13 protein-coding genes are annotated in these 14,791 nt (G+C 67.8%); 7 read left to right on the top strand and 6 right to left on the bottom strand.

Going from position 1 to position 14,791, the window contains the following annotated elements; all coding sequences use genetic code 11:
• Positions 1–11: 11 nt before the first annotated feature.
• Genes LX13_RS15495 through LX13_RS15485 form a run of 3 tightly spaced genes read right to left on the bottom strand, consistent with a single transcriptional unit; the run spans position 12 to position 3,979 of the window.
• Positions 12–2,081, bottom strand: coding sequence for a M13 family metallopeptidase (locus LX13_RS15495; protein WP_253662204.1), 2,070 nt, complete (start codon positions 2,079–2,081; stop codon positions 12–14).
• Positions 2,078–3,064 carry a non-homologous end-joining DNA ligase gene (gene ligD / locus LX13_RS15490; RefSeq protein WP_253662203.1) on the bottom strand — a complete coding sequence of 329 codons (987 nt, stop codon included), beginning with the start codon at positions 3,062–3,064 and terminating at the stop codon, positions 2,078–2,080. Before ligD ends, LX13_RS15495 begins: the two co-directional genes overlap by 4 nt.
• Positions 3,065–3,073: 9 nt before the next feature.
• Complete coding sequence (locus LX13_RS15485; protein ID WP_253662202.1) at positions 3,074–3,979, bottom strand: alpha/beta hydrolase; 906 nt, start codon at positions 3,977–3,979, stop codon at positions 3,074–3,076.
• Between the two features lie 121 nt (positions 3,980–4,100).
• On the opposite strand from LX13_RS15485, the gene LX13_RS15480 reads away from it, so the two are divergent.
• From LX13_RS15480 to LX13_RS15455, 6 genes are all read left to right on the top strand, one after another.
• Entirely contained in the window at positions 4,101–4,889 is a 789-nt protein-coding gene (locus LX13_RS15480) for an enoyl-CoA hydratase/isomerase family protein (protein WP_253662201.1), read from the top strand.
• Between the two features lie 9 nt (positions 4,890–4,898).
• On the top strand, positions 4,899–5,861 hold the full coding sequence (locus LX13_RS15475) for a class I SAM-dependent methyltransferase (RefSeq protein ID WP_253662200.1): 963 nt from the start codon (positions 4,899–4,901) through the stop codon (positions 5,859–5,861).
• A 33-nt stretch (positions 5,862–5,894) separates the two neighbouring features.
• Positions 5,895–7,106 (top strand): THUMP-like domain-containing protein, encoded by a 1,212-nt coding sequence (locus LX13_RS15470; RefSeq protein ID WP_253662199.1) that lies wholly within the window; start codon positions 5,895–5,897, stop codon positions 7,104–7,106.
• A gap of 11 nt (positions 7,107–7,117) precedes the next feature.
• Positions 7,118–7,984: a class I SAM-dependent methyltransferase gene (locus LX13_RS15465; RefSeq protein WP_253662198.1), complete on the top strand. Its 867-nt coding sequence runs from the start codon at positions 7,118–7,120 to the stop codon at positions 7,982–7,984.
• Positions 7,985–8,114: 130 nt separating this feature from the next.
• A complete protein-coding gene (locus LX13_RS15460; RefSeq protein WP_253662197.1) occupies positions 8,115–8,861 on the top strand; it encodes a hypothetical protein in 747 nt (248 codons plus the stop codon).
• A gap of 367 nt (positions 8,862–9,228) precedes the next feature.
• Complete coding sequence (locus LX13_RS15455; protein ID WP_308214753.1) at positions 9,229–10,980, top strand: HNH endonuclease signature motif containing protein; 1,752 nt, start codon at positions 9,229–9,231, stop codon at positions 10,978–10,980.
• 7 nt (positions 10,981–10,987) lie between these two features.
• Here the strand turns inward: LX13_RS15455 and LX13_RS15450 are convergent, their stop codons facing one another.
• Positions 10,988–11,503, bottom strand: coding sequence for a putative immunity protein (locus tag LX13_RS15450; protein ID WP_253662195.1), 516 nt, complete (start codon positions 11,501–11,503; stop codon positions 10,988–10,990).
• Positions 11,504–11,521: 18 nt separating this feature from the next.
• Positions 11,522–12,847, bottom strand: coding sequence for a PQQ-binding-like beta-propeller repeat protein (locus tag LX13_RS15445; RefSeq protein ID WP_253662194.1), 1,326 nt, complete (start codon positions 12,845–12,847; stop codon positions 11,522–11,524).
• Between the two features lie 92 nt (positions 12,848–12,939).
• Here LX13_RS15445 and LX13_RS15440 point away from each other — a divergent pair, with 92 nt between their 5' ends.
• On the top strand, positions 12,940–13,698 hold the full coding sequence (locus LX13_RS15440) for an acyltransferase (protein WP_253662193.1): 759 nt from the start codon (positions 12,940–12,942) through the stop codon (positions 13,696–13,698).
• A 21-nt stretch (positions 13,699–13,719) separates the two neighbouring features.
• Here LX13_RS15440 and LX13_RS15435 read toward each other — a convergent pair whose 3' ends face one another.
• Complete coding sequence (locus tag LX13_RS15435) at positions 13,720–14,781, bottom strand: NAD-dependent epimerase/dehydratase family protein (RefSeq protein WP_253662192.1); 1,062 nt, start codon at positions 14,779–14,781, stop codon at positions 13,720–13,722.
• Positions 14,782–14,791: the final 10 nt, after the last annotated feature.

The following is a 14,791-nucleotide window of genomic DNA, read 5'->3' as shown; positions in this document are numbered from 1 at the left end:
GGAGGGGTGGGCTACCAGATCCGAACCCGTTGCGCCTCCGGCAGATAGAGCTTGTCGGTGGTGGCGACGCGGAAGGTCGAGTAGAAGTCGGGCAGGTTGCGGACGACCTGGTTGCACCGGAATTCGCCGGGTGAGTGCGGGTCGGTGGCCAACTGCTCGGCCAGCGCCGCCGGACGGTCCTTGCTCCGCCAGATCCGGGCCCAGGACAGGAACAGATCGGTCAGATCCAGGTTCTTCGTGCCGTCCTTCTCGGCCGCGATCTTCGCCGCCGACAATGCGATCGACAACCCTCCGAGGTCGGCGAGGTTCTCGCCCACGGTGAGCGCGCCGTCGACGTGCTGGTCGGGCCTGAGTCCCTCGGGCACCAGCGAGTTGTACTGCGCGATCAGCGCGTCGGACTTCTTGGTGAAGGCGGCGCGGTCGGCCGGGGTCCACCAGTCCCGCAGGTTGCCGTCGCCGTCGTATTGCGAGCCCTGGTCGTCGAATCCGTGGCCGATCTCGTGCCCGATGACCGCGCCGATACCGCCGTAGTTGACCTGGATCTCGGCGTTCGGGTCGAAGAACGGGGACTGCAGGATCGCCGCGGGGAAGACGATCTCGTTGAACGTCGGGTCGTAGTAGGCGTTCACCGTCTGGGGTGTCATCTGCCAGTCGTCCTTGTTGACCGCCGTCCCGAGCTTGGCGACCTGACGCTTCGACTCGAACCGATAGCCCGAGCGGTAGTTCGCGATGACGTCGTCGCGCACGACGGCCACCTCGGAGTAGTCCCGCCACTTGTCGGGGTACCCGATCTTGACGTTGATCTTGCCGAGTTTGTCGAACGCTTCCTTACGGGTGGCGTCGCTGAAGAAGTCGATGGTGGTGAAGCTGCGTCGGTAGGCCTCGAGCAGATTGCCGACCAACGTGCGCGCCTGCGTCTTCGCCTCACCCGAGAAGTGTTCGGCGACATACTTCTTGCCCAATGCCTCACCGAGCAGGGTGTCGACGAGCGCGACGCCCCGCTTCCAGCGTTCGGGTTGGGCCTCGACCCCGTTGAGGGTCTTGGAGAAGAAGTCGAAGCGTGCGTCCGCGAACGCCTTCGGCAGGTACTGCGAGTAGGAGCGCAGGACCGAGATGCGCATGTAGTCGCGCAGGTCGTCGATGGGGGTGTCGGCCCAGACCCGGGCCGCTGCGGCGTTGGCCTTCGGTCCGGTGACCACCACCCGTGCGAGCTGCTCGGTCGAGGCGCCGATGCCCGATCGCCATGCCTCCCAGTTCATCCCCGGCGACTCGGCGGCGAACTGGGCCCAGGTGCGCGGGTTGTAGGTGGCTTTCGCGTCACGGCTCTCGACGGTGGTGAGATGTCCCTTCGCGACGGCGGTCTCGATGGCCATGACCCGGGTCGCGACACCTTCGGGGTCGGGGAGACCGCCGAGGCGGGCGAGGGTGGCGAGGAACGCCACGTACTTCGTTCGGGTCTCGGCGTAGCTGTCCTCGCGGTAGTAGGACTCGTCGGGCAGACCGATCCCGGACTGCACGACGTTGGCCACGTAGCGGGTGGCGTTCTCCTGGTCGGGCGCGACGTAGAAGTCGACGATGCCGGTGCTGCCCGCCGTCGACAGCTCGGCCAGCCCGCGGGTCAGCTCGTCCTTGGTGGGAGCCTGCGTGATGGCGGTGAGGATCGGGGTCACCGGCGTCAGGCCGGCCTTCTCGATCATCGTGGTGTCGAGGTAGCCGGCGTAGAGGTCGCGGATCTTGGCGTCCTCGCCCGACGCGGAGGAGTCGATGCCCTCGATGATGGCCTTGAGGTGCTTCTGCGCCTCGTCGTTGAGTTCATCGAAGGTGGAGAAGCTCGCCTTGTCGGCGGGGATCTGATAGCTGCGCAGCCAGCTGCCGTTGACGTGGCGGAACAGATCGTTCTGTGGGGTGACGGCCCCATCGAGTCCGGACAGGTCCGGTGTCACCTTCTTGGCGGGCGTCGAACTGTCGCCGCACGCGGCCGCGACACCGATGGTGGCCAGCGCGCCCAGGGAGGCGAGGAACGTACGTCGGCCGATCAATCCGGTCTGCTCGTCGGTGCGGGCGCTGCGCTGAGGGGTCACTGCGTGTCGTCTCCGGTCGTGTCGTCGGTGGATGTGTCGGTGTCGGGTTCGAGTCCGTCTCGATCGGCCCACTCCAGCAGGGTGTCGAGTCGGAAGGCCGTGTCGTCGATGTCGGCATGCAGGTCGCCGAGGCGCGCGAAGCGTTCCGGGACGGTCGCGATGGTGAACTCCCGCGGGTCCACGTCGTCGATCTCGGTCCACTCGATCGGTGTGGAGACGGTGGCGTCGGCGTTCCCGCGGACCGAGTAGGCGCTCGCGATGGTGTGGTCGCGGGTGTTCTGGTTGTAGTCGACGAACACCGCCGTGGGATCGCGGTCCTTGCGCCACCACGTGGTGGTGATCTCGTCGGGGTTGCGACGTTCGACCTCCCGCGCGAACGCCAGTGCGGCTCGTCGGACATCGGTGAAGGACCACTCGGGTTCGATACGCACGTAGACGTGTAGGCCGGATCCGCCGGAGGTCTTCGGGTAGCCACGGATGCCGAGTTCGTCGAGCACCTCGTGGGCGATGTGGGCGGTGCGCCGGACCTTGTCGAACGGACAGTCCGGCATCGGGTCGAGGTCGATGCGCCACTCGTCGGGTTTCTCGGTGTCGAATCGCCGCGAGTTCCAGGGATGGAACTCGACGGTCGACATCTGTACCGCCCAGATGACGCTCCCCAGCTCGGTCACGCACACCTCGTCGGCGGTCCTGCCGTACCGCGGGAAGTAGATCTCGACGGTCTCCAACCAGTCCGGTGCGCCGCTGGGGATGCGCTTCTGGTGGACCTTCGCACCCGTCACGCCCTTGGGGTATCGGTGCAGCATGCAGGGGCGGTCGCGCAGTGCCCGGACGATGCCGTCGCCCACCGACAGGTAGTAGTTGACGAGGTCGAGCTTGGTCTCGCCGCGGGTCGGGAAGTAGACGCGGTCGGGACTGGATATCCGAACCGTGCGATCGCCGACCGACAGCTCGACCGGCGCGCCGGCGGATTCCGATGCCATTTACCGACCCTAAGGGAATGCGGCCCGGAGCGCGGCGCACTGGGCGGCGAAGAACTCACGGGACACCGCGGCGCGGGGTGCGAGTGCATCGAACCCGTGGAAGGCACCGGGAACGACGGTGGTCTCGCAGGCGACGCCGGCATCCCGGAGCCGCTGCGCGTAGGTGAGGTCCTCGTCGTGGAAGAGGTCGTTGCCGCCGACGCCGATCCACGCCGGGGGCAGCCCCGCGAGATCGGGTCGGCGTGCGGGCACGGCAGCGGCGCGGTCGGTGTCGCCGAGATAGGACGACCAGCCGAAGACGTTGCTGCGGGCACTCCACAGGCGATGCTCACGGATGTCAGACTTCTCGGCGGACGCGGTGCGGTCGTCGAGCATCGGGTAGACGAGCAGTTGGAACGCCGGTCGGATCTCGCCGAGGTCGTGTACCCGCTGGGCCAGCGCGGCCGCGAGACCGCCCCCGGCGCTCGCGCCGCCGATCGCGATGGCGTTCGCGTCCACCGTCGGTTGCGCAGCCAGCCAGGACAGGGCGGCGAGGCAGTCGTCGAGGGGCGCTGGGAAGGGATGGTCAGGAGCGAGGCGGTAGTCGACCGCGGCCACCGTGATGCCGAGCTCCCGGGCGAACCGGGCGCAGATGGGGTCGTCCTGCGCGGCGCTGCCGATGACGTACCCGCCGCCGTGGATCCACAGCAGCGCCGCCCCGGGGGTGTCGCGGGCCGGTGCGTCCGACATCGGTGGGCGATGGACGCGGACCGTGGCGTGCGGCGAGACCGCAATCGTCTCGACGCCCTTCGCGGGTCGGAGTGCGAACAGCTTTGTCGCTGCGCGCACGAGCGGCACCGTCCGCGCGTTGATCGGGTTGGTGGGCAGGACGCGGTGGATGCGACGCAGGTCCGGATGAACGGTGGTGGTCGGCACCATCAGAGACTATTCCGACGGCGGGCGGCCCCGAGGAGGGTTCACGGCATTCCCCGAGGGCTCCCATCAGCGGCGCGCCCCGACGGTGTGGGATGGCTCGCACACCCGGTAGCCTGCCCACATGCCTGAATTCGTGACCTTGGAGACCAGCGACGAGTTCCCCGGAGTGGGGACCATTCTGCTGAACCGGCCGCCGATGAACGCGCTGAGCCGTCAGGTGCAGACCGAGCTCGCCGAGGCTGCTCTCGCGGCCACCGAGGACGACTCGATCAAGGCTGTCGTCGTCTACGGCGGACCGAAGGTGTTGGCCGCGGGCGCCGACATCAAAGAGATGAACGACATGACGTTCGCCGAGATGAGCAAGGTCGCCGGTCGGCTGCAGTCGGGCCTGGGCGCGCTCGCGGCCATCCCCAAGCCGACCGTCGCGGCGATCACCGGTTACGCACTCGGCGGCGGCCTCGAGGTCGCGCTCGGCGCGGACCGTCGCATCGCCGGGGACAACGCCAAGCTCGGTGTGCCGGAGATCCTGCTCGGTGTGATCCCGGGCGGCGGCGGCACCCAGCGTCTCGCACGTCTGATCGGGCCGTCGCGGGCCAAGGACATGGTGTTCACCGGCCGGTTCGTCGGTGCCGCCGAGGCGCTGCAGATCGGTCTGGTCGACGAGGTCGTCGCGCCCGACGAGGTCTACAACGCGGCGATGACGTGGGCGTCGCAGTTCGCCAAGGGCGCCAGTGTCGCCCTCGCCGCGGCGAAGGCCGCGATCGACGAGGGGCTCGACACCGACCTCGACACCGGATTGAAGATCGAGGCGCATGTGTTCGCATCGCTGTTCGCCACCGACGACCGCGCCATCGGTATGAAGTCGTTCGTCGAAAACGGGCCCGGCAAGGCCGAATTCACCGGGAAGTGAGCTGACTCCATGACCGCATCACCGCACGATCCCGCCCCCAATCCGCACGCGACCGAGGCGGAGGTGAAGGCCGCCCTGCAGGACACCAAGCTCGCGCAGGTGCTCTACCACGACTGGGAAGCCGAGACCTACGACGAGAAATGGTCGATCTCCTACGACGAGCGCTGCATCGACTACGCCCGTGGACGATTCGACGCCGCGGGTGCGACGGAGTCGCTGCCCTACGGACGCGCCCTCGAACTGGGATGCGGCACGGGCTTCTTCCTGCTGAACCTGATGCAGTCCGGCGTCGCCGAGCGCGGCTCGGTGACCGACCTCTCGCCGGGCATGGTGAAGGTGGCGCTGCGCAACGGCAAGAACCTCGGGCTCGACGTCGACGGCCGGGTCGCGGACGCCGAGACCATCCCCTATGAGGACGACACCTTCGACCTCGTGGTCGGACACGCTGTCCTGCACCACATCCCCGACGTCGAGCAGGCGTTGTCGGAGGTTCTGAGGGTGCTCAAGCCCGGCGGTCGCTTCATCTTCGCCGGCGAGCCGTCGACCATCGGCGACTTCTACGCCCGCTGGCTGAGCCGCGCCACCTGGGCGCTCACCACCAACGTGACCAAGCTCGGACCGCTGTCGTCGTGGCGACGTCCGCAGGCCGAACTCGACGAGTCGTCGCGCGCCGCCGCGCTCGAGGCCGTCGTCGACATCCACACCTTCGACCCGGCCGAGCTCGAGGCGATCGCGACCCGCGCCGGCAGTGTGCAGGTCGCCACGACCACCGAGGAGTTCGCCGCGGCGATGCTCGGCTGGCCGGTCCGCACCTTCGAGGCGGCCGTCCCGCCGGAGAAGCTCGGATGGGGCTGGGCGCGTTTCGCGTTCGGGGGATGGAAGCGACTCACCTGGCTCGACGAGAACGTGCTCCGCAAGGTCGTCCCGCCGAAGTTCTTCTACAACGTGGTCATCACCGGGCTCAAGCCCTGACGCGGAACCGCACCGCGACTCGAGCCGGCTGAGATGGGCTACGACTTCACCCTCGACGACGTCGCCTACCTGCGTACGCGTTTCGGCGAGAAAGCCCTGCTCACTGCGGGGTCGTTGGAGTTGCGGCCGGAGACGTTGATCTCCGACCTCGCCGTCCTGCGATCCCGCTACCCGGGTCGCGAGGCCGCGCTCGTAGACACGGTGCGTTCGCGTCGTAAGGCGGCGGGCAAGCTCCGTGACGCCGATCGGCTGTTGCTCACCGACACCGCTGTCCAGCAGGCGACAGCCCGGACGGTCGCCGCACACCGTGCCGCCGACCTCGCGGCCAGGTTCCCGGGAGCGGTGATCCACGACGTCACCTGCTCGATCGGTGCCGAAGTCGCGGAGCTCGCCGCCCAACCGGGGCTCGGCCCGATCCTGGGCAGCGACATCGACCGGGTGCGACTTGCCATGGCCGCGCACAACGTCCCCTCCGCGACGCTCCTCGCCGCGGATGCGTTGACCCCCACCAGTACCGCCGACGTCGTGATCGCCGATCCGGCGCGTCGCACCAGTGGTGGGTCACGGACCTTTCGGCTCGACCAGTTGCAGCCATCGCTGTTCGACCTTCTCACCACCTACGCAGGTCGGCCGCTGCTCGTCAAGAGCGCGCCGGGGTTGGACTATCAGTTGCTCCGCGATCGCTACGGGTACACCGGCGAGGTCCAGATCACCTCGTTCGACGGTGGTGTCCGGGAGGCGTGCCTGTGGACCGGTCGGGAGTTCGAGGACCGGCGCCGCGCGACGGTGATCCGAACGGACGGAACCGGATTCGAGATCACCGACGCCGACGGCGACGGTATCGCGCCGGGGGATCCGGGAACCTGGATCATCGATCCGGACGGCGCGGTGGTGCGTGCCGGGCTGGTCCGCCACTACGCGAAGCGGCACGACCTGTGGCAGCTCGACGGTCAGATCGCCTACCTGACCGGCCATCAGGTGCCGCCGGGGGATCGTGGGTGGCGGGTCCTGGAATGGTCGGGCTTCTCCGAGAAACATCTCAAACGTCGTCTGACCGAGTTGGACTGCGGCATCCTCGAGATCCTGGTCCGCGGTGTCGACGTGGATCCCGACAAACTGCGTGGACGTCTCAAACTCCGCGGTTCGCAATCGTTGGCGGTCGTCATCACCCGCATCGGCAGGCGCGGTGTCGCGTTCATCTGCGAGGCAGGGGTTCGGGCCGGGTCCGCCGGCATCAGGGCGTAGATTCGCGAGGCATGGACGACTCGGGACCCAGTCGGACGGCGCTCGCGACCGCGTTCGCCCGTGCGTACCACCAGATCGTCGACAGTCCGCGCATCCTGACCGACCCGTACGCAGCTCGCATCCTCGGAGTGACGCCGGCGGAGCTGTCTGCGATGGGAGAGCGGTCCGACGATGATCCCGGTGGTGGGGCGATGCGGCGGCCGCGGCGCCTGTTCTTCGCTGCGCGAGCCCGTGTCGCCGAGGACCGTGTCGCGGCGGCCTGGGAGCTGGGTGTGCGTCAGGTCGTCGTGCTCGGTGCGGGTATGGACACGTTCGCGCTCCGGAATCCGTATGCAGGGCTGCGGGTGTTCGAAGTGGATCATCCCGCCACTCAGGCATGGAAGCGTCGCCGTCTCGCCGAGGCCGACATGGTCGTCCCCGAGACGGTGACCTACGTGCCGGTCGACTTCGAGACCGACCTCTTGGCAGGCGAATTGGAGTCGGCGGGGATGAGCCGGGCAGATCCGGCGGTCTTCGTATGGCTCGGTGTCGTGTATTACCTGACCGCGGACGCGGTCGATGCGACGCTCGACTACATCGCCGGTCAGGCACGGCCGTCCGAGGTCGTGTTCGACTATCTGCAACCACCGGCCGGTGATGAGGACGCGTCGCGGCTTCGAGAGCGCGCGGATCGTCTCGCGGCGGCCGGAGAGCCCTGGTTCAGCTATTTCACACCGGCCGATCTCAGGGCGAAGCTGGCCGGCCTCGGCTTCGGAGATGTTGACGACCGGTCGGCCGCCGAGGTGATCGACGAATACACGAGCGGCACAGGGGATGTGCAGACCGACGACCCGCAGGCGCTTCGCGCGAGCCGAATCGTGAGTGCTGTGAAACGGTGACCGACGAGAAGATCGGTTCGGATGAGGAGTGGCGGTGCAGATCTCGTTGAACGGAGTGCGGGTGGAGCACGATCGGGCTCGTGGGTCCTGGATGCTTGCCGGTCTCGCTCTGCTGCTCGGAACCGCATTCGTGGTCGCGCCGGTGTGGTTGGCCGGAGGCGGCCATGGTGAAGGTTTCTTCGGCAGCGCGGCGTTGACTCGTGCCGTCGGGGACAACTTCGTCGCGTTCTGGAACACGGGCGATACGGCAGTGCCGACCGGGATGAACGACCTGGTGCAGTACTGGACGAGATATCACGTCGCCAAGGCCGTTCTGTCGGGCTTGCTGCTGATCGTGTTGACAGTGCTGGCGGTTCGATTGTGGAAGCCGACTGTGAACAGTGCGATCGCCACCCGCCGCCGACGCATGGCCGGCATGGCGGGAGCAACAGCGACCGCGGGTGGCTTCGGCGCGGCACTGCTGCTGATGGCCAACGTTCAGGGTGCGGTTGCGCCGTTGTCGTCGCTGCTGTCAGTGGTGCCGTCGGCGAGCGATGATCCGGCCGTGGGGCGGGTGCAAGCGCAGGTGGAGCAGCAACTGCGCACAGGCGACACATCGCGGCCGGCCCTTGCGCGCATGGTCGCCGACTTCGGCACCTACCACGCCGTGCTTGCGGTGGCAGCGCTTGTACTCGCCTGCGTCGCTGTCGGGTTCAGCGTGGTCATCGGGCGGTCGTTCGTGCGTACACCCCGGTTGGACCGAGCTACCCGACGCACGACAGCCCTGGCGAGTGCGTGTCTTGCGATCGTCGGGATCGGTGTGATCATCCTGGCCGCGGCCAACATCGGCAACGCCATCGAGCCCGCGCATGCACTGCTGCTGTTCTACGCCGGGTAGCGGACGGGGCGGTGATCGACCCCCGTCGAGATGCCGACGGGATCAGATGTACGGCTGGGTGATCAGCTCGAGGTAGTGGCCGGCGGGGCTCTCTCTTCGTCGAAAGGCAGGGCCGGTGACGAGGGCGCCAGCAACGTGCTGACTGTGCGGAAGCATCCCCACGTGCTGACTGTGTGGAAAGCGCCATCGAGTGTGCTGACCACGACACGCGAGATACGTTGCGAACAACGCACACTCGATGCGCGCTTTCCGCACCGTCAGCGGCTTGTCACCACCCCGAGTAAGTGAGATGACTTCGATTGTTCGAACACGTGTTCGAATACTGTGATACTCTGGTGGGGTAGCCGCGCCTGGGGAGGAGTGCTTCGTGACCGTCACCGATACGTCTGAGACCGATACCGTGTCTGTATTGGAGGCGAATTATGCTGCGCTCGAACAGCTCCTGGATGAGATTGCGGCGGGGTCGTCGGATGCGTGTGGTGATGCGGTGGTCGCGGAGTTGGCCGAGCGGCATGAGCGGGTGGTGCGGCGGATGGAATCGATCGGTAACCGCCGGATCCTGGATGTGTCGGATCGGGACGCGTTCCGGGTGTCGGGGTCGAAGAGTCTGACCGATTACTTGTCGACCCGGTTACGGATCACCCGTCCGCGCAGACGGTTACGCGCCGTGCAACACCTCGAAGCGATGCATTCGATGACCGGTGAGCTCCTCCCACCCCGCGCCCCGAACACCGCCGCAGGCCTGGCCGACGGGCACCTCGGTGCCGAGCATGCCGATGCGATCCTCGACGTACTCGCGAAAGTTCCCGCCGCGGTCGACCCCGCCGAGACAGCGAAAGCCGAATCCGCCCTCGCCACCGAAGCCCGCCGGTTGACCCCACGGGAGATCACCCAGCTCGGGGTCCGGATCCTGGCCTACCTCGACCCCGACGGCACCCTGACCGACGACCGTGACCGCGCCCGCCACCGGAAACTGTCCCTCGGATCCCAGGACGCGCAGTTGATGTCGACACTCTCCGGAACCCTGGACCCGACGACGCGGGCACTGTTCGAGGTGGTGCTCGCGGCGTGGGCGGCACCCGGGATGAACAACCCCGACGACGAGTCATCCCCACGCGGAGACCACGCCGACATCGACGCAGATCTGCTGCGGGAGGCCGCTGATCGGGATTCGCGGTCGGTGGCGCAACGCAACCACGACGCGTTGAAAGCCCTGCTGCAGTGCGCAGCCGACGGCGGCCTCCTCGGCGCCAGCCATCGTGGTCTGCCACCGCACATCATCATCTCCATCACCGAACAACAGCTCCGCGAACGGGCCGGGGTCGCCCACACCGCGACCGGCACCGATCTGCCCATCAGCGACGTCCTCACCCTCGCCGCGAACGCGCAGATGCATCTGGCGGTGTTCGACGACCACACCGGCGAACCACTGTTCCTCGGCCGAGCCCACCGATTGGCATCCCAAGCGCAACGATTCATCCTCTTCGCCCAATACGGGGGATGCGGGGCAACCGACTGCCCGACCCCGTTCGCACACAGCGAAATCCACCACGCCGACAAAGACTGGGCCGACGGCGGCACCACCGACGCCAACCAGCTCGCCCCCGCATGCGGACCCCACAACCGGGCCGTCGGACCCAAACCCGACCAATGGACCACCGAAAAAATCACCACCGGACCCGACCGCGGCAGATACGGCTGGCGCCGCAACACCGACCCACCCGACCAATTACACGCCAACCACCGACACCGCATCCGCGACCTCCTCGACGGGCACAGCCAGGTCACGCCCGGCCCATGGGGCGAACCGTGCACCCCTGACACGCGACCCGTCGATGACCCATGGGCCGACACCGGTGAGACCACCTCGAACACGGAACCGGCCACTGCCGACATCGCACCAGACTCCCCGTGGGGCCAATCCGATAGCCTGCCCGTCACCACCCCCGACGAGGATCCCTGGTCGAGTCCGGTTGCACCCCAACGGCCACCGTCGGCGGGGATCGAACATCAGATTGCGTATCACCTCGTGAAACGCATACCGCGACCCACCATCACCACCGACGTCAACTGGCCACGACGTCCGGCGGTCTATGCACCCCTTGGTCGGCGTGGGTGATTCGGAGTCATGAATTGAACAAATTCCAGCAGATGCTGTTCCGGCGGGCCTGGTCGTCGAACACCAGGCTGCGCAAATGGACTGGTAGCTGCGCCCGCTGCCAGTCGCGTTCGGCCAACCGCACCTCGGCCGGGTCGTCGGTCGGACCGGCCGCCATCGCGGCCTTGATGGCGTACGCCGCCGCACCGAGGTCGTGCTCGGGAACATGCGCGACGCAGGCGGCCTGACCGGCTGCGTACGCAGCGAAACGCGCGGCACCCGTGAGAGGTCGTGCCGCACCCATGGCGTGCCCGCCGCGAGCTCGGGAGTCCATCATGGGCAGCGACCCGGTCGCCCACGATCGAACCGCCGCGATGGCGTCACGAGGTCGCGTGTCGGAGGTCTGTTCGCGTTCGAACAGGGGCAGCACATGCTCGGCGCAGTCGGCCGACCACAGCGCAAGAGCGCGGTGGTCGGCGTCGGTCAGCGACCCGCCCCGGCGGATGGTCACCAGACGAGGGTCGCGGACCGCGGGGAGGATCACCGCAGAACCCGCAGGCCCTTACTTCTTGGGCGGGGCGAAGTAGTAGACCTCGCCGAGGTTGGTGGCCGTGGCCACGTCACCACCGGGGGACACCGCGACGCCGGTCGTGAACCCGACGGCCTGCGGCAGATCGAGAGTGCGCTTGGTCGAGCCGTCGGTGGCCGACACCTCGAGCAGCTTGAGCGCCTTGGTGTTCGGGTCACGGACCACCACCCAGGCGGTCTTCGCCGCGGTACTCGTCGCCAGGCTGACCGTCTGCAGATCGTTGCGACGCCAGCCGGCCTCGGCCCGATCGCCACGGTCCTTGATCGTGATCAACGGTGAACCGATGACGCCGGTCGGGATGATCGTGCCGTCCGGCGACACCGACATCGTCCCGAAGCCGTAGCCGCCGATGAAGTAATCCCACTTGCGTTTCCCGGTCTCGGCGTCGAGCGCGTAGATGCTGCCGAGGCGGTCGAACACGTAGAGGGTCTTGCGGTCGGCGGACAGCGTGGGGGTACCGATGACGCCGCTGGGGATCTGTGCGACCCAGCTCTGCCGAATCGAGCGGGCCCCCTTGACCTCGTCGTACCGCATGGCCCGGACCTCGGAGGCGATCGCGTTCTCCGGGAAGTAGTTCAGGTAGAACTGCTCGCGCTCGTCGTCGACGGCGGGGCTCGCGGGGACGGGGCAGTTCGGGCCCGCGGTGACGCAGTCGCCGAGACCGAACGCGGGCTGAGTGGGATCGGCGTTCGGCCGCAGGGCGATCCCCGGCGCGACGGGTTCACCGGTCTGCGCGTTGAGGAGCAGGATCTGGCCCTGGTTGGTCACCATGAGGACGACACCCTTGGCCGCGAATTTCGCCGACACCGGGACGCCGACGGTCGCGAACTTCCAGCGGACCGCGCCGCCGCCGTTGAGGGCGTAGAACTGTCCGGCCTCACCGATGTAGATGTTCTCGAACTGGTCGACGAGCATCGAGTTGAGTTCGGCTCCGACACCGAGCCTGCGGCAGAAGTTCTTCCGACCGGCGCGGGAGTCCAACACGAAGGTGTTGCACCCGGCGGCGGTGCGGGAGGTGACGCCGATGTTGTAGCGGCTCGAGATCGTGATGGGCGCGGAGATCGGTCCGCCGGTGGGGCGGGTCCACGACAACGCGAGCTCGTCCGGCGACGTCGGGTAGGCGAAGTTCGAGTTGGCGGCGTTACCGCCGTAGCTGGACCACCCGGCGCTGGCCACCGATCGCACGTCGTCGGTGCCGTCCGAGCAGGAACTGATGGCCACCGCCGCGATGACGGCGAGCAGAGCTGCGCGTGCCACCACTCCGACCCGGCCGGATCGTCGCGTAGTCGTGCGCCGCATGGTGCTCCTGAACGTCGATGAACACCGGTGAGCCTATCGCGAGCGCACCGATGAATCCGGCACCGGAGGTGGGTCGGTTATCGTGTGAGCCCATGACGAGCATGTGGAACGCATCACTGCGTTCGCGCCTTCGCGCCGGCCGGCGCCGCGATCCTGCTCAGGCGCGGTTCATCACCCGTGACTCGCTCCGCTGGGTGATCAGCCACCGGGCCTATTCGCCCTGGTATCTGATCCGCTACCTCCGCCTCTGGCGCTTCCGCACCGCAAACCCGCATGTGGTCCTGCGGGGCATGGTCTTCCTCGGCAAGAACGTCGAGATCCACGCCACGCCGCAGCTCTCACGGCTGGAGATCGGTCGGTGGGTGCACATCGGCGACGGCAACTCGATCCGCTGCCACGAGGGATCGTTGCGCATCGGCGACAAGGTGGTCCTCGGCGAGAACAACGTCATCAACGCCTATCTCGACATCGAGATCGGCGCATCGACCCTGATGGCCGACTGGTGCTACGTCTGCGACTTCGACCACAAGATGGACGACATCACCCTGCCCATCAAGGATCAGGGCATCGTCAAGGGACCGGTCCGGATCGGCGCCGACACCTGGGTCGCGACCAAGGTGTCGGTCCTGCGCAACACGATCGTCGGTCGGGGATGCGTCCTCGGCTCGCACGCCGTGGTCAAGGGCGAGATCGGTGACTACTCCATCGCCGTCGGCGCGCCCGCCCGCGTGGTCAAGAACCGGATGGACGCGTGGGCGTCCAACGCCGCCGAACGCGCCGAGCTCGAGCGCGCGCTCGCCGACATCGAACGCAAGAAGGCCGCGCTACCCGGCCGCGACCACTCCGCCTGAGCGCGCCCGACTCTCGGTCGCCTAGCGCAACAGCTTCACCTGACCGGCGTCGAGCATCGTCGCGAACATCTCCTCCAACGACTCCTGCATCGGCCGGTACGAGATCCCGAGGGCGCTGCGGCTCTTGGAGTTGTCCAGTCGCAGTGGTCGTCCCGAGCACCGCTTGACGAACCGTCGGTCACGTCCGACGAGGGGTGCCACGGCGACCAGCAGCGGGATGGGCAGCGGGAAACGCGGCAGCGGACGGCGCCACCCGAATCGGGGGAGCAGGGCGCGGCCCATCTCGAGCAGATCGGTGTTCGCAGCGGACAGGATGTGTCGCCCCTCGGCCTCGGGCAGGTAGGCGGCGTTGACGTGCGCCGCGGCGACCTCGCGGACGTCGACCACGCCGATCTTGATCCGCGGGGCACCGAGCGCCATCATCCCGTTGCCGAGCTGGCTGACGATGGCGAAACTCTCCGACGTCGGGGCCGGCCCCAGCGCCGGCCCGATGACCAGCGACGGGTTGATGACCACGAGCGTCCAGCGCGACTGAGCGTCGGCGATCTCCCAGGCCTTCTTCTCGGCCAACGTCTTCGACAGGTTGTAGGGCTCGTAGTCGAGCGACGCCGAGGTGTTCCAGTTCTGCTCGGTCAGCGTGCCGCCGGCGTCCGCGCAGTCGACGGTGTCGGTGTAGATCGCGGCGACCGAGCTGGTCAGCACCACCCGGGTGACCGACTCGGTCCGGTCGGCCGACTCGAGCACCGTGCGGGTGCCCTCGACGGCCGGATCGACCAGATCGCGCTGAGCGTCGTCGAAGTCCGACGTGAAGGGCGACGCGGTGTGGAAGACGATGCCGCAGCCCGCCATCGCCTCGTCGAACGAGCCGTCCTCGAGCAGTTGCGCGCGGAACAGACGCAGGGTGCCCGGCGACGAGTCGGCCAGCGCGGTCAGATGCGCGACCTTCGCGGTGTTGTCGGGATCGCGGACGGTGCCGTGCACGGTGACACCGGCGGCGAGCAGATCCTTGATCAGCCATCCGGCGACGTAGCCGGTGGCACCGGTGACGAGTACGGGCGTGGAGGTGTCGATGTCGGGGCTCATGGGGCCAATC

This window comes from Williamsia maris, assembly GCF_024171815.1.
Taxonomy (GTDB): Bacteria; Actinomycetota; Actinomycetes; order Mycobacteriales; family Mycobacteriaceae; genus Williamsia_A; species Williamsia_A maris.
The sequence above is the reverse complement of the archived record's forward strand: the minus strand, read 5'-3'. Positions and strand labels throughout refer to the sequence as shown.